Source organism: uncultured Thiodictyon sp., from assembly GCF_903946935.1.
GTDB lineage: Bacteria > Pseudomonadota > Gammaproteobacteria > Chromatiales > Chromatiaceae > Thiodictyon.
This window is the reverse complement of sequence record NZ_CAJAXH010000092.1, coordinates 1-22,376: the sequence shown is the minus strand read 5'-3', so window position 1 is coordinate 22,376 and position 22,376 is coordinate 1. Positions and strand designations below refer to the sequence as shown.

Annotated in this window: 16 protein-coding genes and 1 pseudogene; 15 read left to right on the top strand and 2 right to left on the bottom strand. The window is 65.9% G+C overall.

What is annotated here, in order from left to right; genetic code table 11:
• Positions 1-247: pseudogene (locus tag QZX93_RS08545) on the top strand (ISAzo13 family transposase); the annotation flags it as partial.
• A gap of 1,045 nt (positions 248-1,292) precedes the next feature.
• Here QZX93_RS08545 and ppsR read toward each other — a convergent pair.
• A complete protein-coding gene (ppsR, locus tag QZX93_RS08540) occupies positions 1,293-2,714 on the bottom strand; it encodes a transcriptional regulator PpsR (protein ID WP_366759996.1) in 1,422 nt (473 codons plus the stop codon).
• 447 nt (positions 2,715-3,161) lie between these two features.
• Between ppsR and bchF the strand changes: the two genes are divergently transcribed.
• From bchF to bchJ, 14 genes are all read left to right on the top strand, one after another.
• The gene (gene bchF, locus QZX93_RS08535; RefSeq protein ID WP_295390873.1) at positions 3,162-3,656 is read left to right on the top strand and encodes a 2-vinyl bacteriochlorophyllide hydratase; all 495 of its coding nucleotides are present in this window, start codon (positions 3,162-3,164) and stop codon (positions 3,654-3,656) included.
• A 26-nt stretch (positions 3,657-3,682) separates the two neighbouring features.
• Positions 3,683-4,954: a ferredoxin:protochlorophyllide reductase (ATP-dependent) subunit N gene (locus QZX93_RS08530; RefSeq protein ID WP_295390899.1), complete on the top strand. Its 1,272-nt coding sequence runs from the start codon at positions 3,683-3,685 to the stop codon at positions 4,952-4,954.
• A gap of 2 nt (positions 4,955-4,956) precedes the next feature.
• A complete protein-coding gene (gene bchB / locus QZX93_RS08525) occupies positions 4,957-6,555 on the top strand; it encodes a ferredoxin:protochlorophyllide reductase (ATP-dependent) subunit B (protein WP_295390875.1) in 1,599 nt (532 codons plus the stop codon).
• Positions 6,530-10,261, top strand: a complete 3,732-nt coding sequence (locus QZX93_RS08520; protein ID WP_295390877.1) for a magnesium chelatase subunit H — start codon at positions 6,530-6,532, stop codon at positions 10,259-10,261. The genes bchB and QZX93_RS08520 overlap by 26 nt, the downstream gene beginning before the upstream one ends.
• Positions 10,258-11,154: a ferredoxin:protochlorophyllide reductase (ATP-dependent) iron-sulfur ATP-binding protein gene (bchL, locus tag QZX93_RS08515; RefSeq protein ID WP_295390879.1), complete on the top strand. Its 897-nt coding sequence runs from the start codon at positions 10,258-10,260 to the stop codon at positions 11,152-11,154. Before QZX93_RS08520 ends, bchL begins: the two co-directional genes overlap by 4 nt.
• Positions 11,154-11,855 carry a magnesium protoporphyrin IX methyltransferase gene (bchM, locus tag QZX93_RS08510; RefSeq protein WP_295390881.1) on the top strand — a complete coding sequence of 234 codons (702 nt, stop codon included), beginning with the start codon at positions 11,154-11,156 and terminating at the stop codon, positions 11,853-11,855. Before bchL ends, bchM begins: the two co-directional genes overlap by 1 nt.
• A complete protein-coding gene (locus tag QZX93_RS08505) occupies positions 11,852-13,285 on the top strand; it encodes a BCD family MFS transporter (RefSeq protein WP_295390882.1) in 1,434 nt (477 codons plus the stop codon). Before bchM ends, QZX93_RS08505 begins: the two co-directional genes overlap by 4 nt.
• A 23-nt stretch (positions 13,286-13,308) precedes the next feature.
• On the top strand, positions 13,309-14,073 hold the full coding sequence (gene puhA, locus QZX93_RS08500) for a photosynthetic reaction center subunit H (RefSeq protein ID WP_295390884.1): 765 nt from the start codon (positions 13,309-13,311) through the stop codon (positions 14,071-14,073).
• 8 nt (positions 14,074-14,081) lie between these two features.
• Positions 14,082-14,756: a photosynthetic complex putative assembly protein PuhB gene (gene puhB, locus QZX93_RS08495; RefSeq protein WP_295390886.1), complete on the top strand. Its 675-nt coding sequence runs from the start codon at positions 14,082-14,084 to the stop codon at positions 14,754-14,756.
• Between the two features lie 24 nt (positions 14,757-14,780).
• Positions 14,781-15,290: a photosynthetic complex assembly protein PuhC gene (puhC, locus tag QZX93_RS08490; RefSeq protein ID WP_295390888.1), complete on the top strand. Its 510-nt coding sequence runs from the start codon at positions 14,781-14,783 to the stop codon at positions 15,288-15,290.
• 41 nt (positions 15,291-15,331) lie between these two features.
• Positions 15,332-16,180, top strand: coding sequence for a putative photosynthetic complex assembly protein PuhE (puhE, locus tag QZX93_RS08485; RefSeq protein WP_295390890.1), 849 nt, complete (start codon positions 15,332-15,334; stop codon positions 16,178-16,180).
• 214 nt (positions 16,181-16,394) lie between these two features.
• Positions 16,395-18,038: a magnesium-protoporphyrin IX monomethyl ester anaerobic oxidative cyclase gene (bchE, locus tag QZX93_RS08480; RefSeq protein ID WP_295390891.1), complete on the top strand. Its 1,644-nt coding sequence runs from the start codon at positions 16,395-16,397 to the stop codon at positions 18,036-18,038.
• 14 nt (positions 18,039-18,052) lie between these two features.
• Entirely contained in the window at positions 18,053-19,426 is a 1,374-nt protein-coding gene (gene hemN, locus QZX93_RS08475; RefSeq protein WP_295390893.1) for an oxygen-independent coproporphyrinogen III oxidase, read from the top strand.
• 13 nt (positions 19,427-19,439) lie between these two features.
• A complete protein-coding gene (gene bchJ / locus QZX93_RS08470) occupies positions 19,440-20,060 on the top strand; it encodes a bacteriochlorophyll 4-vinyl reductase (RefSeq protein ID WP_295390900.1) in 621 nt (206 codons plus the stop codon).
• A 755-nt stretch (positions 20,061-20,815) separates the two neighbouring features.
• Here bchJ and QZX93_RS08465 read toward each other — a convergent pair.
• Complete coding sequence (locus QZX93_RS08465; RefSeq protein WP_295390895.1) at positions 20,816-21,520, bottom strand: Crp/Fnr family transcriptional regulator; 705 nt, start codon at positions 21,518-21,520, stop codon at positions 20,816-20,818.
• Positions 21,521-22,376: the final 856 nt, after the last annotated feature.

Here is a 22,376-nt window from a genome sequence, read left to right as displayed (position 1 = left end):
TGAGCGGTGTTGGGGCATTCTCGAGAAACACTGGAATGGTACGCAACTGGTGGACGTCGAGACGATGCTGGAATGGGCCAAGAGCATGAAATGGAAAGGCATCCACCCCATCGTCGAACTCAGTCGCAAGGTCTATGCGAAGGGCATCAGGCTCTCAAACAGGTTGATGAAAGATGTCGAAGCGAGATTGAAGCGTAGCCCGACTTTGCCAAAATGGGACATCTTTATCCAGCCGGTTTTCGGGTAACTTCTATAACGGAAATCACCTTAATGGATGTCCCGCAAGCCGTCAAGCGACACGGTAAAATCCTGCCCCGTCCGCGACCCTTGTATTAAGCGTTCTTTACGAATCTCGCGTTAGCCCCCTCGGCGGCCGCGCTGGATGGCGATCCGTGGCGAGTAGGGCATCGCCGCCCATCCCGACTGGCGCCGCCTCGAGGTCGGCCGCGGGCGATGAATCGCTGGCGGAACTGGGCCGCCATCCGGGGCTCAAGACCTGGGCAGTTCCGCTAGGTCAGCGGTGCGGTTGAGATGATCAAGTCAGATCGGCTGGTGCCGGACGCCCCCCACCCCGACCCTCACCCGCGAGGGGGGAGGGAGAAGATAGAGGGGTTGCCATCCCTGGCGCAGGATTGCAGCGCACCGGCCGGATGACTGCTCGACGTTGGTGGAATGACGATCATTCTAAATCCGGGAATGGCTCACGCCAAGACGCCAAGCTCGCCAAGAAATACAATCCGGTCGATCGACTATCCAGATCACCCTCCCGGGGACTGGCGCAACGCTGATAACGCACTGAACAGCCTTGGCGATCTTGGCGCCTTGGCGTGACACCTACTCTTTCGAGGATACTAGTCCAAGGCCGCCTTGGCGTTGATCGTTGCGCCCGGCGCGGAGCGCCTGGGAGCGCCGACATTCTGTCGGCCAGCCGTCGCAGGCGGTTTCGCGGTTAATCGCAAAGGGCTTTGGTTTCGAGAGGATCCAACGGCGCTTCGCGCCGTCGCCGACAGAATGTCGGCGCTCCCAGGCGCTGCGTGGTTTGGTGGCTGCGAATACTTTCCCAGTCGCTGGAGCGGTGTCACGAGAGGCGGAAACGGCTCCGCCGCATACTTGCCAAATCTCAGTGCGGCACGATCGCACAAGCGGCCGCGGCGTCGCGTTTTGCGGATGGGCGGGGCCGCACTGGGGTGCGGCGCTCCCAGTCGGTTGGCCTGTCGGCCGCCTGGCCCCGAGGTGCGCAGCGCCTGACACAGGCGTGCCACCGCTGGAGCGGTGGCACGAGAACCGGGGGGCTACTCCGCCTCAGTCACTTCGCCGCCGACGCCATACCGCGCCAGCTTCACATAAAGACTCTGCCGGCTCAGGCCCAGCAATTCCGCCGCGGAGGCGCGATTGCCGCCGGTGAGTTTCAAGGCGGCCTCGATGCACAGGCGTTCGATGACGTCGGTCGATTCACGCACCAGGTCCTTCAGCGGGGCGCTGCCGACCCGGTCGGTGAATTGCGCCACCCACACCGGCAGGCCATCGGTGGCCGGGTCGGCGCCTAGGCGTCGACCGATATCGCGGATGAAAAAGCCAAAGCAGGGCAGATCGCCGTGCTCCACCGCGGCACCGGAGATCTCGACATCCGCGGTGGTGCCGTATTGACCGCGTAGCGTGGTCTTGAAGAGCCGCAGCGTGCCGTGTTGGCGCAGCGTGCTCAATAGCACATTCAGATCGATCCCGGCGCGCCCCAGCCAGCGGTCTAGCGATTGGCCGCGCAGCAGGTGCTCGTTGGCCAGCTCGACCTGATTGAGAAAGGCGCGATTGGCCGCGAGGATGCGCCCATCGCCATCGGTGATGAGGATGGAGTCCGGGGCCGCCGCCACCGCCTTGAGCAGCTTGGCGTCATTGTCCGGGAGCACGGCCGTCGCCGGGCTGGTCTGGAGCGGACTCGCCCGCACCACAAACAGGGTGGTGTCGTCCTGGCGCAGCAGGGAGGCGGAGATCACCACCTCGGCGGCCCCGTCGAGGCGGCGCGCACTCACGCTGTCGACCTTGCCGGTGGTGAATACGCCGCCCAGCAAGGACTCGATGGCCCGTGTGCTCTCGGGGTCGAAGCCCTCGGGGAAGGGTCGCCCGATCACCCGGGCGGCGCTGTCGCCGAGCAGCAGGGTGGCCGCCGGGTTGGCCTCCACCACCCGGCGCAGGCCGGCGTCGACGATCAGCACGGCCTCGGAGACGCTCTGGAAGAGCAGTCGATAGCGGGTTTCCATCTGGCGAAAGCGCCAATAGTCCCGTTCGATGGCCTGCTGGGCGTCGACCAACTGTTGCTGGAGCGAGGCCACCGCCCGCAATTCACGCCCGATCGCCAGTACCTGGCCCTGGGTGCCGAAGCGGATGGCGCGATATTGGAACGGGATTTCCTTACCCGGCGGGGCCAGGTGGTCGACCGGGCGCCACTCATCCGACCAGTCGGCGCGGGCGTCGCGCAGCATGGCCTCGGCCCGGGGGCGGCTGTCGGCGGTGACGGTGTCCAGCCAGGGGCGGCCCAGCAGGCCGCCGCCCAGTTCGCGAGATAGGGCCGCGTTGCCGATGGCGCAGTCGACGATGGTGCCGGCGGCGTCCAGCACCAGCGACAGATCGGCGACGCTGCGCAGCAGGTCGGCGGCCACCGGGCCGTCCGCGCGCACGGGGGCCACGCTCGCGGCCGTCACCGGGGACACCTTGGGCACCTTCGCCCGCCTTGCCCAAGACGGCGGCTCGGGCGGGCGCCCCGACAGAAAACGGAGATAAAACAGGACGCGACCGCCGTGAGCGGGTCCGGCACCAGACCGACAGGGACAACAGCGGGGCAGCGCATAAACAGTGAGGACCCTCAGGCAACGCGTGGGCTAAAATGACCGACTTTCCCCCGCGGGCCGGCCGTCAATGGTCCGGGCGAGCTCGGGGTTATTGCAAGTCTGTCAACTCGGCCGCGAATGTCAAGTTCCCACTACGTCAACTTACGTTGACACTTTCGCCCCGCGAGGCTAGATTGTGCGGCGTGGCAAGGGCATCGGTCATGCGCCAAGCCCCAAATCAGACGATCGGACCAGAGGGCAGCGCAGCCTCTCCACGCGGCCCAGCCGCCAGCCCGGTCCGCCAAGAACAACTATCGATCCTCAAGGTACCGCCAGAGCATGCCCCTGTACACCCCCGAGGAGCGCAAGCGTCGCGATGCATCCCCTTGGACCCTGGTCCAGGGCATCCTTGCCCCTGTGCAATTTTTAGTGTTCCTGATCAGCCTCGGGCTGGTCCTGCGCTTTTTGACTACGGGCGAAGGCGCGCAGGCCGCGACGATCTCGGTGATCGTCAAGACCCTGGTGCTCTACACGATCATGATCACTGGCTCCATCTGGGAGAAGGTGGTCTTTGGCAAGTATCTGTTCGTCCCTGCCTTCTTTTGGGAAGACGTGTTCAGCATGCTGGTGCTGGCCCTGCACACCGCCTATCTGGTGTCGCTGGCCACCGATTTGCCCGTCCGCGGACAGATGCTGTTGGCCCTGGCCGCCTATGCGACCTATGTGATCAACGCCACCCAGTTCCTGCTCAAACTGCGGGCGGCCCGCCTGGATCAGGCCCGCCAGGACGCGGCCGGCACGGTGGGTATCGCTCGGGCGGAGACCGCACTGTGAGCGGCGCCGCGGCCGCCGACGCCACCCTGGTGCGCGAGCGCGCCTACCCGGAACCCCTGCGCGAGCAAGGCCAATGTGAGGTCTTCTGCGGTTTGAGCGCCATCGTCTGGCTGCACCGCAAGATGCACGACACCTTCTTTCTGGTGGTCGGCTCGCGCACCTGCGCCCACCTGCTCCAGTCCGCCGCCGGGGTGATGATCTTCGCCGAGCCGCGCTTTGCCACCGCCATCCTGCAGGAGCGCGACCTGGCCGGGATCGCCGACTGCCACGATGAGCTGGACCTGGTGGTGACCCGGCTGCTGGAGCGTCGCGCCGACATCCGCACCCTGTTCCTGGTCGGCTCCTGCCCGTCCGAGGTCATCAAGCTCGACCTGCAGAAGGCCGCCGAGCGTCTCACCAAGGGCCCGCTGGGTCTGGGTGGCGGCGGCCGGGTGAAGGTGCTGGCCTTCAGCGGCAGCGGCCTGGAGACCACCTTCACCCAGGGCGAGGACCAGTGCGTCGCCGCCCTGGTGCCGGAGCTGCCGCGACTGCCCGCCGGCGAGCGCAACCTGTTGGTGCTCGGCACCCTGGCGGACGTGGTCGAGGACCAGTTCCGCCGGCTGTTCGAGTCGCTCGGCATCGGCCCGGTGCATTTCATCCCGGGTACCGATACCCACGCCTTGCCGCCCGTGGGCGAGGGGACCATCGTTTTGTTTGCCCAGCCCTTTTTCAATGAGACGGCCGGTCTGCTGGCGTCGCGTGGGGCGCGTCTGTTGAACACACCCTTCCCCTTCGGGGTCGAAGGGACGCTCGCCTGGCTCGGCGCTGCCGCGCGCGCCTGGGGCGTCAGCGACGAGCAGTTCGAGCGCGTCACCGCCGCCCCGGCCGAGCGGGCGCGCGGCTCGCTCGGGCGCTATCGCGAGGTGTTGGCCGGTCGGCGCATGACCTTCCTGCCCGACTCCCAGTTGGAGATCCCGTTGGCGCGCTTCCTGGCGCGCGAGTGCGGGGTCGAGTTGCTCGAGGTCGGTACGCCCTATCTGGACCGGCGCGCCATGCAGCCCGAGCTGGACCTGTTCCCGGCGGGGGTGCGTCTGGTGGAGGGGCAGGACGTAGAGCGGCAACTCGACCGGGTCGCCGCCGAGCGCCCGGACCTCACGGTCTGCGGCCTGGGCCTGGCCAATCCATTGGAGGCCCAGGGTCTGCGCACCAAGTGGGCGATCGAGTTGGTCTTCACCCCCATCCACGGATTTGAACAGGCGGCCGACCTGGCGGAACTCTTCGCCCGGCCCCTGCTCCGCAGCGCAGCCCTTAAGGTCTAGTCATGCAGCTTACGGTCTGGACCTACGAAGGCCCACCCCACATCGGCGCCATGCGCATTGCCGCGTCAATGAACGCGGTGCATTGCGTGCTCCACGCCCCCCAGGGCGACACCTACGCGGACTTGCTGTTCACCATGATTGAGCGCAGCGAGCGCCGCCCGCCGGTGAGCTATACCACCTTCAAGGCGCGGGACATGGGGACCGACACCGCCGAGCTGCTCAAGACCCGGGTGCAGGAGACCTACGACCGCTTCCGTCCGGACCTGCTCCTGGTCGGCGAGGCCTGCACCGCCGAACTGCTCCAGGACCAGGCGGGCGGGCTGGCCGAGTCGATGGGCCTGCCGATCCCGGTGGTGCCGCTGGAGCTCTCCGCCTTCTCCCGGCAGGAGAACTGGGGGGCGAGCGAGACCTTCTATCAGATCGTGCGCCGGGTGTTGCACGCGCAGGTCCCGGCCCCCGGGTCCGCACCGCGCGCACCCGTCAGCGAGCGTTGCGCCAATCGGCGGCCACTGGCCAACCTGCTCGGGGCTACCTCGCTCGGCTTTCGCTGTCGCGATGACGTGGTGGAGCTGACCCGGCTGCTGGACTCCATCGGCGTGGATGTGAATCTGGTCGCCCCCTTGGGTGCCACCCCCGCCGACATCGCCCGGATCCCCGAGGCCGATTTCAACTGCTGTCTCTATCCGGAGGTCGCCGCGTCCGCCTGCGGTTGGCTGGAGCGGATGTTCAAGCAGCCGACGGTGAAGGCGATCCCGATCGGGTTCGGCGGCACCCGCGACTTCCTGCGCGAGATCGCTGCGCTGACCGGGATCGATGTCAGCGCCGCCGTCGCGGCCGGCACCTCGCGCCTGCCCTGGTACTCACGCTCGGTGGACTCGACCTACCTCACCGGCAAGCGGGTCTTCATCTTCGCCGACGCCACTCATGCGATTGCGGCGGCACGGATCTGTAGCGAGGAGCTGGGGTTCAAGGTGGTCGGGCTCGGCACCTATTCGCGCGAACTGGCCCGCGAGGTCCGTGCTGCCGCCGCCCGCTATCGGGTCGAGGCGCTGATCACGGACGACTATCTGGAGGTCGAGGCCCAGGTGGCGGCGCTGCACCCGGAGTTGGTGTTGGGTAGCCAGATGGAGCGCCATATCGCCAAGCGCTTCGGTGTACCCTGCGCGGTCATCAGCGCGCCCCATCATGTACAGGACTGCCCGGCCCGCTACGCGCCCCAGATGGGGTTCGAGGGGACTAACGTGATTTTCGACACCTGGGTCCATCCGCTGATGATGGGCCTGGAAGAGCATTTGCTCACGATGTTCCGGGGCGATGCCGAGTTTCATGACGAGGCGACGCCCTCGCATCTGCATTCACCCGCCAAGGCCCGAGCGACGACGCCCGAGACGGTGTCGGTTGCGGATAGCAGCCCGGCCGCCGATCCGGCCCCGGCCGCGGGTGTGGTCTGGTCTCCCGAGGGCGAGCGGGAGTTGAAAAAAATACCATTCTTCGTCCGCGGCAAGGCGCGCCGCAACACTGAATTATTTGCCGCTGAACGCGGTATCCAAACGATTACCGTGGAGACGCTCTACGATGCGAAAGCGCACTTCGGCCGCTGACCGTTCGACCCCGATCCGCGTCGTCATTGTGGCCCTGGATGGCCACTTGGCGGGAACGCTTGACCGGGCGCGACCTGGCCTGCGCCGGGATATACCCGGGTTGGAGCTGAGTCTCCACGCCGCGGCCGAATGGGCCGGGGATCCCCAGGCGGTCGAGCGCTGTCGCGCGGACGTCGCCACCGCCGACATCGTCATCAACACCATGCTGGTGATGGAAGAGCACATCCAGCCGATCCTGCCCGCACTCCAGGCCCGCCGGGATCAGTGCGACGCGATGATCTCCTGTATGTCCGCCGGCGAGGTGATGCGCCTCACCCGCCTGGGCGGGTTCAGCATGGACGGCAAGCAGGGCGGACCCATGGCGCTGCTCAAGCGTCTGCGCGGCGGCAGCAAGAAGGAGGGCGAGGAGAACAAGGGGAATGCCGGCTCCCAGCAGATGAGCATGCTGCGGCGTATCCCCAAGCTGCTGCGTTTCATCCCCGGCACCGCCCAGGACGTGCGCGCCTATTTCCTGAGTCTTCAATACTGGCTGGCAGGCTCCGAGGAGAATGTCGCCAATATGGTCCGCTTCCTGGTGGACCGCTATGCCGACGGTGAGCGCCGGGTGCTGCGCGGGACGCTCAAGGTCCCGCCGCCGGTGGAATATCCGGATGTCGGCATCTATCACCCGCGCCTCCCGGGCCATATCAGCGACGACCTGGCCAAGCTCCCGGCCGCCGGCCGCGACAGCAAGGGCACCGTCGGGTTGCTCCTGATGCGCTCCTATGTGCTGGCCGGCAATGCCAACCATTATGATGGCGTCATCGCCGCGCTGGAGTCCCGCGGGCTGCGCGTGGTCCCCGCCTATGCGAGCGGTCTCGACGCCCGCCCGGCGGTGGAGCGCTTCTTTATGCATGGCGGCCGTGCCACCGTGGATGCCGTGGTCTCACTCACCGGCTTCTCACTGGTCGGCGGACCCGCCTATAACGACGCCAAGGCCGCCCAGGAACTGCTGACCAAGCTAGACGTGCCCTATCTCTCCACCATGTCGGTGGAGTTCCAGACCCTGGAGCAGTGGCAGGACTCCGATCAGGGTCTGCTGCCGGTGGAGGCCACCATGATGGTCGCCATCCCCGAGCTGGACGGTTCCATCGGGCCCATGGTCTTCGGCGGGCGCTCCAATTCGGTCGCGGTGGATGAGGCGCGCGACATGCAGTCCCAGCCCGAGCGTACGCAGATGCTGGCCTCGCGCGTCGCCCGGCTGGTGTCGCTGCGGCGCACCGCGCGGCGTGACCGCAAGGTCGCCATCGTGCTCTTTAATTTCCCGCCCAACGCGGGCAATACCGGCACCGCCGCCTATCTCTCGGTCTTTTCCTCGTTGTTTAATACCCTGACCGCGCTCAAAGCAGCCGGCTATGGGGTCGATGTCCCCAAGGATGTCGATGCGCTGCGTGAGTCCATCATCAATGGCAACGCCTCGCGCTATGGCGCGCACGCCAATGTACACGCCCGCGTCCCGGTGGACGACCATGTCCGCCGCGAGCCCTATCTCAAGCAGATCGAACAGCAGTGGGGCTCGGCCCCCGGCAAGCAGCAGGCCGATGGGCGCTCCATCTTCGTGCTCGGCGAGCGCTTCGGTAATGTCTTCGTCGGTGTGCAGCCCGCCTTCGGCTATGAAGGCGACCCCATGCGCCTGCTGTTCGAGAAGGGCTTTACCCCAACCCATGCCTTTACCGCCTTCTATCGCTATCTGAAAGAGGAATTCGGCGCGGATGCGGTGCTGCATTTCGGCACCCACGGCGCACTGGAGTTCATGCCCGGTAAGCAGTCCGGATTGTCCGCCGAGTGCTGGCCGGATCGCCTCATCGGCGACCTGCCGAACCTCTATCTCTATGCCTCCAATAACCCGTCCGAGGGTACCATCGCCAAGCGCCGCGCCGCCGCGACCCTCATCAGCTATCTGACGCCGCCGATTGCCCATGCCGGGCTCTATCGCGGCCTCATCGACCTGAAGGGTTCGATCGAGCGCTGGCGCAGCCTACCGCCCGAGGAGACCAACGAGCGCGAGGGTCTGGCCGAGCTGATCCAGGCCCAGGGGGCGGAGCTCGACCTGTGCCCGGCCGAGCCGTCCTGGGGCGACGCCTTCGAGGAGCCCATCGCACGGCTCAACAAGGCGGTGCTGGAGCTGGAATACACCCTGATCCCGGACGGACTGCATATCGTCGGCCAGGCCCCGACCGCGGAGCAGCGCATCGACCTGCTGCTGGCCATCGCCGAGGCGAGTCACGACGCCCGCCCGGCCCGGGAGTCACTGGCCGCGCTGGTGGGCGGGGCGAGCGTCAATCGCGCACTTGCGGCCGGCGCCATGTCCAAGACCGAGGAGAATGTCAGCCTGCTGACCCAGCTCGGCGAGACCAACCGGCTGCTCACCGAGCAACACGAGATCCCGTCCATGCTGCACGCATTGGACGGCGGCTATGTGCAGCCCGCCCCGGGCGGCGACCTGTTGCGCACCCCGGAGATCCTGCCTACCGGGCGCAATCTCCACGGCTTCGACCCCTACCGCATCCCCAGCCGCTTCGCGGTGGCCGATGGGGCGCGCCAGACCCAGCGCCTGCTGGAGCGCTATTCCATTGAGGGCAACCCCCTGCCTGAGTGCGTGGCACTGGTCCTGTGGGGCACCGACAACCTCAAGACCGAGGGCGGACCCATCGCCCAGGCCCTGGCCCTGATGGGGACCAAGCCGCGCTTCGACAGCTTCGGGCGGCTCGCCGGCGCCGAGCTGATCCCGCTCGAGGAGCTGGGCCGGCCGCGCATCGACTGCGTCATGACCCTGTCCGGTATCTTCCGCGACCTGCTGCCGTTGCAGACCCGGTTGCTGGCCGACGCCTCCTATCTGGCCGCCACCGCGGAGGAGCCGCTCGAGCAGAACTTCGTGCGCAAGCACGCCCTGGCCTATCGGGAGGCCAACGGCTGCGATCTTGAGACCGCCGCGCTGCGCGTGTTCAGCAACGCCGACGGGGCCTATGGCGCCAACGTCAACTATCTGGTCGACAGCAGCCGCTGGGACGAGGGCGACGAGCTGGCCGAGACCTATACCCGGCGCAAGTGTTTCGCCTATGGGCGTTCCGGCAAGCCGATGCAGAATGCCGATCTGTTGACCAGCGTGCTCGGCAATGTCGAACTGGCCTACCAGAACCTGGACTCGGTAGAGCTCGGGGTCACCTCGATCGACCACTATTTCGATACACTGGGCGGCATCAGCCGCGCCGTGGGTCGGGCGCGCGGCACCGATGTGCCGGTGTATATCGGCGACCAGACCACCGGCGACGGGGTGGTGCGCACGCTGGCCGAGCAGGTGGCACTGGAGACCCGCACCCGGATGCTCAATCCCAAGTGGTACGAGGGCATGCTGGCCCACGGCTACGAGGGGGTGCGGCAGATCGAGACCCATGTGACCAATACCATGGGCTGGTCCGCCACCACCGGTCAGGTGGCGCCCTGGGTGTACCAGCGTCTCACCGAGACCTATGTGTTGGACGACGAGATGCGCGAGCGGCTCGCCGCACTCAACCCCACCGCCTCCGCCAAGGTCGCGAACCGGTTGATCGAGGCCCACGAACGCAACTACTGGAGCCCTGACCCGGCTACCCTCGAGGCCCTGCGCCGTGCCGGCGAGGAGCTCGAGGACCGGTTAGAGGGTGTCTATCAGGAGGCCGCCGCTTGAATAATTTCGGAATACCGGTCACGCTTGGCCAACCGCCGGACGGTGAGGGCAGCGTCCAGGTCCTCGAGGACGAGGCCATCGTCGGCCGCGCCAAGGTTTTCGCCGTCTATGGCAAGGGTGGGATCGGCAAGAGCACGACCTCCTCGAACCTGTCGGCCGCCTTTTCCAAGCTCGGCAAACGGGTCTTGCAGATCGGTTGCGACCCCAAGCACGACTCCACCTTCACGCTCACCAAGTGCCTGGTGCCGACGGTGATCGACATCCTGGAGTCGGTGCAGTTCCATGCGGAGGAGCTGCGGCCGGAGGACTATTGTTACGAAGGCTATAATGGCGTGATGTGCGTGGAGGCGGGCGGCCCGCCGGCCGGCACCGGCTGCGGTGGCTATGTCGTCGGTCAGACGGTTAAACTACTGAAACAGCATCACCTGTTCGAGGACACCGACGTGGTGATCTTCGACGTGCTGGGCGACGTGGTGTGCGGCGGCTTCGCCACCCCCTTGCAGCACGCGGAGCGCGCGCTGATCGTCGCCGCCAACGATTTCGACTCGATCTTTGCCATGAACCGGATCGCTGCGGCGATCATGGCCAAGGCCAAGAACTACAAGGTGCGGATTGCCGGTGTCGTGGCCAACCGCAGCGTGGAGACCGATCAGATCGACCGCTTTGCCGACGCGGTGGGCTTGAAGCGGCTGGCGCACCTGCCGGACCTGGACGTGATCCGCCGCAGCCGGCTGAAGAAATGTACGCTGTTTGAGATGGACACCAGCCCGGAGGTCGAGTTGGCCCGGGCCCAATACATGCAGTTGGCGGCCGCCCTCTGGGCCGGCGCCGAACCCCTGACCGTGGCGCCGATGCGCGATCGGGATATCTTCGACTTTTTGGGATTCGACTGATGCCGACGACCACTTACAAGGAACGCCGCGGCGAAATCGAGACCTATTTCGACCGTACTGCCGCCGATGCCTGGTCCAAACTGACCTCCGATGCACCGGTGAGCCGGGTGCGCGCCACCGTGCGCGCCGGCCGCGACCTGATGCGCGCGACGCTGCTCGGTTGGCTGCCCCCGGACCTCGCTGGCCGGCGGTTGCTCGACGCGGGCTGCGGCACCGGCGCACTGGCGGTCGAGGCCGCGCGGCGCGGCGCCGCGGTGACGGCCATCGACGTGGCCCCGACCCTGATCGCCTTGGCGCAGGAGCGCTGCCCCAAGGACCTGGGTGTGGGCAGTGTCAAGTTCCTGGCGGGCGACATGACCGACCCCGCGCTCGGGACCTTCGATCACGTGGTCGCCATGGACTCGGTCATTCACTACCGCAGCGAGGATGTAGTGAAGCTGCTCGCCCAGGTGGCGGCGCGCACCACCGGCTCGATCCTGTTCACCTATGCCCCGCGCACGGCGCTGTTGGCGGTGATGCATGCGGCGGGGCAGCTCTTCCCCCGCGGGGATCGCTCGCCCGCCATCGTGCCGGTGAGCCCCGCGCGCCTGCAACGCTTGATCGCGGCCGAACCCGGACTCGCCGCCTGGCGCTGCGGGCGCACGCAGCGCATCAGCCGCGGCTTCTACACCTCCCAGGCCTTGGAGCTGGTCCACCAATGAGCTCGGCTTCCGGCATCCTGACCCGCGGATTGAAGCGGCTGGGGCCGCGTTTTCTGCCCTTTGCGGACGCCGGCACCGTGGAGTTGCCGCTGCCGCGGCTATTGCGACTGGCACTGTTCCAGGTCTCGGTGGGCATGGCCGTGGTGCTGCTCAACGGGACCCTGAACCGCGTGACCGTGGTCGAGCTCGGTATCCCCACCTGGCTCATCTCGCTGATGGTCTCGCTGCCGCTGCTGTTTGCCCCGCTGCGCACCCTGATCGGCTTCCGCTCGGATCATCACGTCTCGGCGCTCGGCTGGCGCCGTGTCCCCTATATCTGGATGGGTACCCTGTTGCAGTTCGCCGGGTTCTCGATCATGCCCTTTGCCCTGCTCATCCTGGGGGGCGATGCCCATTGGCAGGGACCGCTGGGGCCGGCGGGGGCGGCGCTCGCATTCCTGCTGGTCGGTGCCGGGCTACATACCACCCAGACGGCCGGGCTGGCACTCGCCACCGATCTCGCGCCGCCCGCGGCACGCCCGCGCGCCGTGGCGCTGCTCTATGTGATGCTGCTCCTGGGCATGGTGGCCAGCTCGCTGATTTTCGGTCAACTGCTCGCCGACTTCAGCCAGAAGCGCCTGATTCAGATCCTCCAGGCGGCGGCCGTGGCCACCCTGGTGTTGAACCTGATTGCACTGTGGAAGCAGGAGGCGCGCGACCCGACGCGCACCCGCGCCGGCCGCGTGACCCCCGCCTTCCGCGATTCCTGGTCAGAGTATCTGGCCGGCGGGCGGGTCGCGCGGCTGCTGGTGGCCGTGGGCATGGGCAGCGCCGCCTTCAGTATGCAGGACATCCTGCTGGAGCCTTACGGCGGCCAGGTGCTGCACCTCACGGTCGGGGCGACCACCGCGCTGACGGCCCTGTCGGCGGGGGGCACGCTCCTGGCCTTCGCGCTGGCGGCCCGGCAACTCAACCGTGGCGCCGACGCCTATCGACTGTCCGGCCTGGGCGCCGTGGTCGGGGTCTTCGCCTTTGCCGCCGTGCTCTTGTCCGCCCCCATGGAGTCGGCCGCGGTGTTCCGCCTGGGCGCCTTCCTGATCGGCTTCGGTGGTGGGCTCTTCTCGGTCGGTACACTCACCGCAGCCATGGGGAAGACCCATGGCGACGAGAGCGGACTGGCATTGGGCGCCTGGGGCGCCGTGCAGGCCACCGCCGCGGGACTCGCGATTGCCGTGAGCGGTATCCTGCGCGATGTGTTTGCCGGACTGGCCGCCAACGACATCCTGGGGCCCGCACTCACCGGCCCGGCGGTCGGCTATGGGGCCGTCTATGCGATCGAGATTGTTCTGCTCTTCATGACGCTGGCCGCCGTTGGCCCGCTCGCCGGCACCGCCGGTGCGGGTCGCACGACCGCGTCCAACCGCTTCGGCTTGGCCGAATTTCCCGGCTAGCCACTTGCCCTCGGGAGGGGACTATGTTTGATGCACCAACGAGCTATATCGACCTTGGCCAGATTGCCATCTGGGCCTTCTGGTTTTTTTTCGCCGGACTGATTATCTATCTCCGCAAGGAGGACAAGCGGGAAGGATACCCGTTGGAGTCGGAACGCTCCCCGCATATCACCCATGTCGGCTGGCCCAACCTGCCTGCGCCCAAGACCTTCATCCTGCCCCATGGCCAGGGCACCAAGACCGTGCCCCGTCAGGAGCCGGCCTACCAGGTCAACGCGACCCCCACTGAGCCCTGGCTCGGTGCCCCGTTGACGCCCACCGGCGACCCCATGCTGGCCCGCGTCGGCCCGGGTTCCTGCCCGACCCGCGACAACGAGCCGGACCTCACCTACGAGGGCGAGCCCAAGATCGTGCCGTTGCGCGCCGCTCCCGGGTTCTCCGTTGCCGAGGGCGATCGCGATCCGCGCGGCTTTGACGTGATTGGCTGTGACGGCGAGAAGGGCGGCACCGTCTCCGATATCTGGGTGGACCGTTCCGAGCCGCAGATCCGCTACCTTGAAGTCGCCGTCAACGCCGGTAAGAAGGTCCTGTTGCCGATGGGCTTCGCCAAGATCCAGAAGAAAGCCGGTACAGTGAAGGTCCTTGCCATCACCGGTGCCCAGTTCGCTAATGTTCCTGCCATCGCCCACGCCGACCATGTGACCTTCCGTGAGGAAGACTTGGTCTGTGCCTACTACGGTGGCGGCAAGCTCTATGCCGTCCCGTCACGCACCGAGCCCTTCCTCTGATACCGCCGATGACCGAGTACGCGTACGAACCCGTACCGGGTCTGCCAGAGCAACTCCCCCCCGGGGAGTTCGTGCTCTGGCAAGGCGGGCCGCGCTGGCAATCGCTGGCGCGGCACGCCTTTCACACCCGCGCCGTCGGACTCTATTTTGTCGCCTTGGTGATGCTGAACTTCCTGTGGAAGCTCACCGATGGCGAACCGCTGCGCTCCGCCGTGGCCGGGGCCGTGTGGCTCACGCTGCTGGCGACGATCGCGATCGCCCTGCTGGTCTTGCTGGCCTGGGCGATGAGTCGGACCACCCTCTATACGATGACCAATCAACGGTTGGTGTTCCGCATTGGTGTGGCCTTTCCCATGGCCATCAATCTTCCGTTTGCGCGGATCGCCGGCGCTGGCCTGCGCCGGTATGCCGATGGTACCGGAGACCTCCCATTGACCATGGATGGACCGGTGCGCGCCGGCTATATCGTCCTGTGGCCCCACGCCCAGCCGTGGAACTATTGGCCGCCCCGCCCGATGCTGCGCGCCGTGCCCGAGGCCGCCGCGGTGGCCCAGACACTGGCGGCCGCGCTGGCGTCCGCGCGCGGCGAGGCGGCCCACGCGACCGAGGAGCCGGACGATGCGCCCCCGGCCATCGTTGCGACCGGTTCCGGCAGCGCGACGCCTGCGCCATCGATCCACTAACCCTTCCAGCCGATTCCACCCCCCATGTCTGAACCTTCTGCTCCCGAGCACTTTCCGCGCAAGATACTGATTGCCTTCGGTTCGCTGATTGGCCTCTCCCTGCTGCTCGTGACCGCCGCCGTCCTCACCGGTTATGATCCGAGTCAGGTCCCACCGTCACCGACCGTGGCGAGCCGGGACCTGCGTTTCTCGGACTCACCCGATGGGACTACCCTGGTCCAGGACGTCGCGGATGGTCGCACGGTGGCGGTCCTGCCGTCGGGCATTGAGGGGTTTGTCCGCGGGATACTCCGCGCGGTGTCCCGGGAGCGGCATAATCGTCGCCTCCCCGATGACACCCCCTTTCGTTTGTCGCGATTGGCCGATGGCCGGCTGACGCTGACCGATCTGGGGACGCACAAGATCATCGTGCTCAATTCGTTCGGGCCGACCAACGAGGCGTCGTTTGCCGTATTCCTGGCGGGTAGCGCCGGGGTTGCTGGCCCGACCGCACCACCAGACACCGTGTCCGCCCAGGCCGGCGCCGGTCGCTGAACCCCAATCGTCCGCGCGCGGCGCGGCACCAGGAACCACGCATGCTTTCGATTGTCGTCCCAGCGCTCTACGCCCTGTTCGTTTGGTGGCTCGGGACCGGCATCATCCTTTATCTGGACCGACTGCCGGCGCGGACCTATCGCTGGAGCCTGATCGGTGCGGCGGGGACCTTGGCCGCCGGCATTTATGGATTGGTGCTGACCAGTACCGGTGCGTCCGTCGCCCATGCCTATTGCGGCTTCACCTGCGGGGTGTTCATCTGGGGCGCGCTCGAGATGAGCTATTTCATGGGGCTGGTCAGCGGTCCCCGAAAGGCCCCCTGTCCACCGGATTGTGCCGGTTGGCAACGCTTTTGGCTCGCCGTCGGCACCAGCCTGTATCATGAGTTGTCGGTGCTGGCCACCGGTATCCTGTTGGCGGCGCTGTGCTGGGGGGAGGTCAATCAGGTCGGGGTGTGGACCTTTAACATCCTGTGGATCATGCGTTGGAGCGCCAAGCTCAATGTCTTCCTCGGGGTCCCCAACCTGCACACCGACTGGCTCCCCGAGCATCTGCGGTTTCTGCAAACCTATATGGGCCAGCGCCCGATGAATCGGCTGTTTCCGCTGTCGGTCACCATCGCGACCGTGGGCGTGGTGCTGTTGATCGGCACGGCCCAGGACGCCGCTCCCCATTCATTCACCAGTGCCGGTTATATTCTGGCCGCGACCCTGCTCGGCCTGGCCGTTTTGGAGCATTGGTTTCTGGTCTTGCCGCTGCCGGACGAGGCCCTGTGGTCCTGGGCCTTCAAGGGCGGTGGCGGCGACGGGGGGGCCGATCCCCGGGGGTATTCGGATGCCGCTCGCCAACAGCGCGCGTCGCTATCCCTGATCGCCATCCGGGAGCAATGAGTTGCGTCGCCCGCGTGCCCAGCCGAGGCAGCGATGGTTTTAGCCTTTGACACTGACCGACCACCTCAGAGACCGGGTTCTGGGGGGCGGTGTGACCCTTAATGACGTGGCCGGCGGGCCATTCCGCCGCACGGTGAAATAGGCCGGCCGATTTGCGGGCGCGAATCGGACGCATGACAGACAACGATAAGCGACTCTTTTGCAGAGGTGGAATATGCGTATTCTGATGATCCAACCGAACTATCACGCGGGCGGTGCAGAGATTGCCGGCAACTGGCCTCCCGGTTGGGCACCCTATATCGCCGGCGCCCTCAAGCACGCGGGTTACACCGACGTCACCTTCCTGGACGCGATGTGCGAGCACATGCAGGACGACGCCTTGCGTGCGTACATCCGCAAGCACGCCCCCGACGTGGTGCTGGCGACCGCCATCACGCCCATGATCTACAAGGCCCAGACGACGCTCCAGTTGGCCCGCGAGGCGATGCCCAGCGCAGTCACCATCCTGGGCGGCATCCACCCGACCTTCATGTATTCCCAGGTGCTGGGCGAGGCCCCCTGGATCGATTACATCGTGCGCGGGGAGGGCGAGGAGATCATCGTCAACCTGCTGCGCTCGATCGAGGCCGGTACCCATAAGGCGGACCGCAGCGAGATCAAGGGCGTCGCCTTTCTGGACGATGACGGCAAGGTGGTGGCCACCGCGGCCCACCCGGTCATCCAGGACCTGGACTCGCTGACCCCCGACTGGTCCATCCTGAAGTGGGAACAATACATCTATATTCCGCTGAACTGCCGGGTGGCGGTCCCCAACTTCGCCCGTGGTTGCCCCTTCACCTGCCGTTTCTGCTCCCAGTGGAAGTTCTGGCGCACCTACCGGCATCGCAGCCCGAAGAAGTTCGTCGACGAGGTCGAGGCCCTGGTGCGCGACCACAAGGTCGGGTTCATGATCCTGGCGGACGAGGAGCCGACCATCTTCAAGCGCCAGTTCGTGGCACTGTGCCAGGAGCTGATCGATCGCAAGGTGGATATCAAGTGGGGCATCAACACCCGCGTGACCGACATCATGCGCGACCGCGACCTGCTGCCATTCTACCGCAAGGCGGGTCTGGTGCATGTCTCGCTGGGTACTGAGGCCGCCGCCCAGTTGAACCTGGACGTGTTCCGCAAGCAGACCACCGTCGAGCAGAACAAGCTCGCGGTCAAGCTCCTGCGCGATGCCGGCATCGTCGCCGAGGTCCAGTTCATCATGGGCCTGGAGAACGAGACCAAGGAGACCATCGAGGAGACCTATCGGTTGGCCCAGGACTGGAAGCCGGACATGGTCAACTGGAACATGTATACCCCCTGGCCGTTTGCCGAGCTGTTCGAGGACCTGGGCGATCGGGTGGAGGTGCGCGACTACTCCAAGTACAACTTCGTCACGCCCATCATGAAGCCGGAGGCCATGACCCGTGAGGAGGTCCTCAAGGGCGTGTTGCGCAATTATGCCCGCTTCTATGCACGCAAGAGCTTCTTTGAATACCCGTGGATTCGCGGCGACAAGTTCAAGCGCAGGTACATGCTGGGCTGCCTGTGGGCGTTCATGCGGACCACCTGGAACAAGACCTTCTATGATCTTGACCGCGTGAATATGAAGGGCGAGGTCGACCTCGGCTTCGACCAGTCCAAGGTGCTGACCCAGGATCAGATTGCCGAGCTCAAGCTCAGTCGCCCCGATCTGAGTGCCGACGTCAACTTCAAGGGCACCCCGATCAAGGTCCTGGCGTGCGGCGGACCGGATGAGCAGATCGACGAGGCCACCGGCCTGCCGGTCGGCAAGGAACAACCCAAACGCCCAGTCGCTGCCTCGGTCTGACGGGGGGGCCGGCCATGACCCCAGCCCTGTTTGCCGACCTCCCGCGGGAGCTGATCGAGCAGTTCGATGAGTCCGGTAGCGAGACGGTCTCCTTCTCGCCCGCGGCCAGCGGGCAACGGGTCAGTACGGCCGACTATACGCAGTCTCTGAGCGCGCTCGCCGCGCGCCCGGAGGAGGCGGTGGCCCTCTACGTCCACCTGCCATTCTGTCCGGTGCGCTGTCTGTATTGCGCCTGCCACACCACCATCACCCACGACGGGGAGCGCATCGACCGCTATCTCGATACCCTGGAGCGGGAGATGGACCTGGTGACCGCACGGCTCGGGCGGGGCCGTACCCTGACCCAGCTCCATTTGGGCGGTGGGACGCCGAACTATCTCACGGACTCGCAATTGATTCGCCTGATGGAGATGGTGGGGGAGCGCTTCCACCTGGGGCCGGATACCGCGACCAATATCGAATGCAATCCGCGGCGGGCCTCGGCCAGCCAGTTGGAACTGCTTAAAGGGCTGGGGTTCACGGGGGTCAGCTTCGGCATTCAGGACCTGGACGTGCGGGTCCAGCATGCCATCGGCCGGGTCAACTCATTGGGGCTGGTCCGCGACGTCTGTACCACGGCGCGCGAGACCGGGTTTGAGTGCATCAGCCTGGACCTGGTCTACGGCCTGCCCAATCAGACGCTGGCGAGCTTCGAGTCGACCCTGGAGCGGATCATCGAGATCAACCCGGATCGGATCCGGGTCTTCGGCTATTCGCACCATCCAGCCAGCCGCCCCCACCAATACGCCATCGAGACCGCCTGCCTGCCCGGGGCGGATGAGAAGCTCGCGCTGTTGCACAGCGCGGTGCGCTGCTTTACCGAGTCCGGTTATACCTGGATCGGCTTGGACTGTTTCGTCCGGGATGGCGACGAACTGGCCGACGCCCAGGCGGCGGGGCGGCTGCGTCACACCGCACTCGGCTATACCTGTGCCCCCACCCAGCACCTGTTGGCCTTTGGGGCCAGCAGCCTGGGCGAGGTGGATGGGACCTTTGTGCAGAACGAGCCCAATGTGGACGCCTGGCGCAAGGCGATCGAGGACGGACGCTTTCCCATCCTGTGGGGCCATAAGCTCAATGCCGCCGACCAGCGCAGGCATCGGGCCATTGCCCATTTACTCTGCAATCTGGAACTACCGGCGAGCCTGATGTCTGGATTGGCCGGGGATGCCGAGCGCCTTGCCCGCTGCGCCGCCCAGGGGCTGATCGAACTCACGGACAAAGGCCTCAAGGTCACCCACCGCGGGCGCTATTTTTTGCGCAGCCTCTGCTCCCAGCACGAGCCCAATCTCGCCTGGAGCAATCACCACTGGGGCGAGCCCCAAACCAGTGGATCCCAAACCAGTTGATTAGGGTTAGACCATAGACACCAATACGCAACACACTCCCGGCGAACCCGCCCGGATCGGACCCAATGCCATCCTGCGCGTCGCCGAGGCCTTACGCGCCGGCCCCGACGCAGGCGCCATACAGGACGTCTTTGAGCGCGCCGGCCTCGCCGGCTATCTCACCACAACACCCACGCAGATGGTTGACGAGCGGGAGGTCACCGCACTCCATCAGGCCCTGCGGGCGGTCATCGGGGTGCGGCAGGCGCGCCAGATCGGCGTCGTGGCCGGCCAACTCACTGGTGACTACCTGCTCGCCAACCGCATCCCCCGCCCGGCCCAGTGGGTGCTCAAGGCCCTGCCGCGCCAATACGCGCTGCGCATCCTGCTTAAGGCCATCGAACGCAACGCCTGGACCTTCGCCGGCAGTGCCGGTTTCAGTACCCAGGAAGGCCCGCGCACCCGCTTTATCCTCGAAGGCTCACGGGTCTGTCTGGGTGCCACCGACTCCCCGACCCCACTGTGCGACTTCTATGCCGCCACCTTCGAGCGCCTGCTGCGCAAACTGGTCGACACCGAGGTCCGGGTGATCGAGGTTCAATGCCAGTCGATGGGCCACCCGACCTGCGTCTTTGAGGTCCGTAGCGACGCCTAGTCAGGCGTCGCTTGGTTTAACACCTTGGCGGGTGCCGCCCAGCACCCGTAGGAGCGGCCCCCTGGCCGCGACGGGTGGCGCGCGTGGGCCGGACCGGAGTGATGACCAAGGCCCGCGCGTGTTCGGAAAACGGCCCTTGATCATCGTTGCGGCTAGCGGCCATCGTCTGGAGTCCAAGGCTTCAGCCTTGGTCCTATCCATCCAAGGCTAAAGCCTTGGACTCCTGCCCCACGGGGTGGCCGGAACGATGATCAAGGCCGGCGCGACAAACCAGCCCAGCCCATGGCAGGCTATGGCCTGCGGTGGCGCACCGCGCTCAAGCCCCGAAGGGGCGTGACATACCAGCCCAGGGCAACGCCCTGGGTATGACGGATAACAGGCCCCAGCCCTGAAAGGGCGTGACATAAGGAGCCCCTCCGCTATGTCACGCCCTTTCAGGGCTAGCCCAAATAAACAACACCAACCCAGGGCGTTGCCCTGGGCTGGTATGTTCGACCCCGTTGGGGTCGGTATGCTCGGGCCGCTCCGACCCCCGTAGGAGCGGCCCCCGGCCGCGACGGGCGGCGCGTGATGTCAGTTGCCCGGCGTTATGACCAAGGCCCGCGCGTGTTCGGAATACGGGCCTTGATCATCGTTGCGGCTAGCGGCAATCTTCTGGAGTCCAAGGCTTCAGCCGTGGTCCTGACCAACCAAGGCTAAAGCCTTGGACTCCGAGGGGCAGGAACGACGATCAAGGCCGGGAAACGGCAGTTGCCTTAGTGGCCGACCCCGCCCTTGCCTCCAAGTTCGGCGGTGTCCGCCACTGCCGCCCGTTCGCTCAATGCGGCGCGATCAATAATGGTGACTTGTGCGCCCGCAACGCTGACACAGCCGTCTTGCGTCAATTGCCGCAGGACCCGCGAGAAAGTCTCCGGTTGAATGGACAGCCGCGAGGCCAATACCCCCTTCGGCACCTCCAACGCGAATCCCTGCCGATCCGCCGGCACCTGCGCCAACAGATAGCGGGCAACCCGACTGGTGGCATTGTGCAGGGTCAGATTATCGATCTCCGCGATCAACCCGCGCAGGCGCCGACTCAAGGCCCCCATCACCTCGAAGCAGGTATCCACCGATTCGCGCAGCATGGCCGCGAAGGCCGCCGCGTCGATGCCGATCAGCTCCGCGTCCTCCAGGGCCGCTGCACACACCGGATAGCGCGGGGCCTTGAGAAACATCAGTGCCTCCGCAAAGGTCTGCCCCGGTGAGACGATCTCGATGACCTTCTCGCCCCCCTCCGGCGACAGCCGAAAGAGCCGCAACTGCCCGTGGTGGACAAAATAGAAGCGGCGCGACGGATCGCCCTGGCGGAACAGCCACTGACCCTCATCCAGATGGATAGCAACGGCATGGGCCGTCACGTGCTCCAGTTGTTCGGTGCTCAGGCCCGACAGCAACGGCGCCTTGCGCAGCAGTTCGATCATTGTTCAATACCTCATCAGTCCGCCGCCGGTCTGGTTGCTCGTAGCGGCCTTGATCATCGTTGCGGCTGGCCGCGGCCCGTCCGCAACAGGAGGTCGAGGCTTTAGCCGGAGGCGGTTCCCGACCTAGCCCTGAGAAACCAGTGTCGCCCGCACGCCGGACCGGCTAAAGCCTCGACCTCCAGATCCGTAGGGTCCGCTGTGCGGACCAACCGCCATGCCGTCAGCGGCGTTGATCATAACTCCGCCCACCCAGCCTCTCGTGACACCGCTCCAGCGGTGTTACGCATGTGTTGGGCGCTGTGCGTCCCGAGCCCATCGGCCGGGATGACGATCAACCTAAACCCGGGAATTGCTCACGCCAAGGCGCCAAGCTCGCCAAGCAATACAATCGGGTAGAGCCACTATCCAGACCACCCTCCGGGTGACTGGCGCAACGCTGATAACGCACTGAAAAGCCTTGGCGAGCTTGGCGCCTTGGCGTGACAACTGCGCTTTCTAGGATCAAGACCCCGGGCCAATCACCGCTCGGGATGGGTGGCGATGTACTCCCAAGCTCGAATGGCCTTCCAGCGTTCAAAGGGGGGCTTAACGCCTGATTTGTTAAGCTTCTTAACAAACCTGCCCCAGAAGAGACGAATTTTTCGTCGCGGCTTGACAGAGCGTTTTTCATGGTTTAAGGTCGCTTGAAACTGTCCGCGGTCGTTACGGTGACAATTTACTAGTACCGCAGGATGAAAATCCTAATACCGTTTCTGAAGAGCGCGTTGTAAGATGCAAACTTCGTGATCTACTCTGGTTTTTTCGATGCCCTTGCTTCGTCCTGCGCCTGTCCTCGTAACCGATCGCGAGCGTCAAC

Excerpts from the sequence above, each read along its gene's own strand:
- bchF (WP_295390873.1), top strand. The coding sequence starts at position 3,162 with ATGCCCCTGTACACCCCCGAGGAGCGCAAGCGTCGCGATGCATCCCCT.
- bchB (WP_295390875.1), top strand. The coding sequence starts at position 4,957 with ATGCAGCTTACGGTCTGGACCTACGAAGGCCCACCCCACATCGGCGCC.
- QZX93_RS08520 (WP_295390877.1), top strand. The coding sequence starts at position 6,530 with ATGCGAAAGCGCACTTCGGCCGCTGACCGTTCGACCCCGATCCGCGTC.
- bchM (WP_295390881.1), top strand. The coding sequence starts at position 11,154 with ATGCCGACGACCACTTACAAGGAACGCCGCGGCGAAATCGAGACCTAT.
- QZX93_RS08505 (WP_295390882.1), top strand. The coding sequence starts at position 11,852 with ATGAGCTCGGCTTCCGGCATCCTGACCCGCGGATTGAAGCGGCTGGGG.
- puhA (WP_295390884.1), top strand. The coding sequence starts at position 13,309 with ATGTTTGATGCACCAACGAGCTATATCGACCTTGGCCAGATTGCCATC.
- puhB (WP_295390886.1), top strand. The coding sequence starts at position 14,082 with ATGACCGAGTACGCGTACGAACCCGTACCGGGTCTGCCAGAGCAACTC.
- puhC (WP_295390888.1), top strand. The coding sequence starts at position 14,781 with ATGTCTGAACCTTCTGCTCCCGAGCACTTTCCGCGCAAGATACTGATT.
- puhE (WP_295390890.1), top strand. The coding sequence starts at position 15,332 with ATGCTTTCGATTGTCGTCCCAGCGCTCTACGCCCTGTTCGTTTGGTGG.
- bchE (WP_295390891.1), top strand. The coding sequence starts at position 16,395 with ATGCGTATTCTGATGATCCAACCGAACTATCACGCGGGCGGTGCAGAG.
- hemN (WP_295390893.1), top strand. The coding sequence starts at position 18,053 with ATGACCCCAGCCCTGTTTGCCGACCTCCCGCGGGAGCTGATCGAGCAG.
- QZX93_RS08465 (WP_295390895.1), bottom strand. The coding sequence starts at position 21,520 with ATGATCGAACTGCTGCGCAAGGCGCCGTTGCTGTCGGGCCTGAGCACC.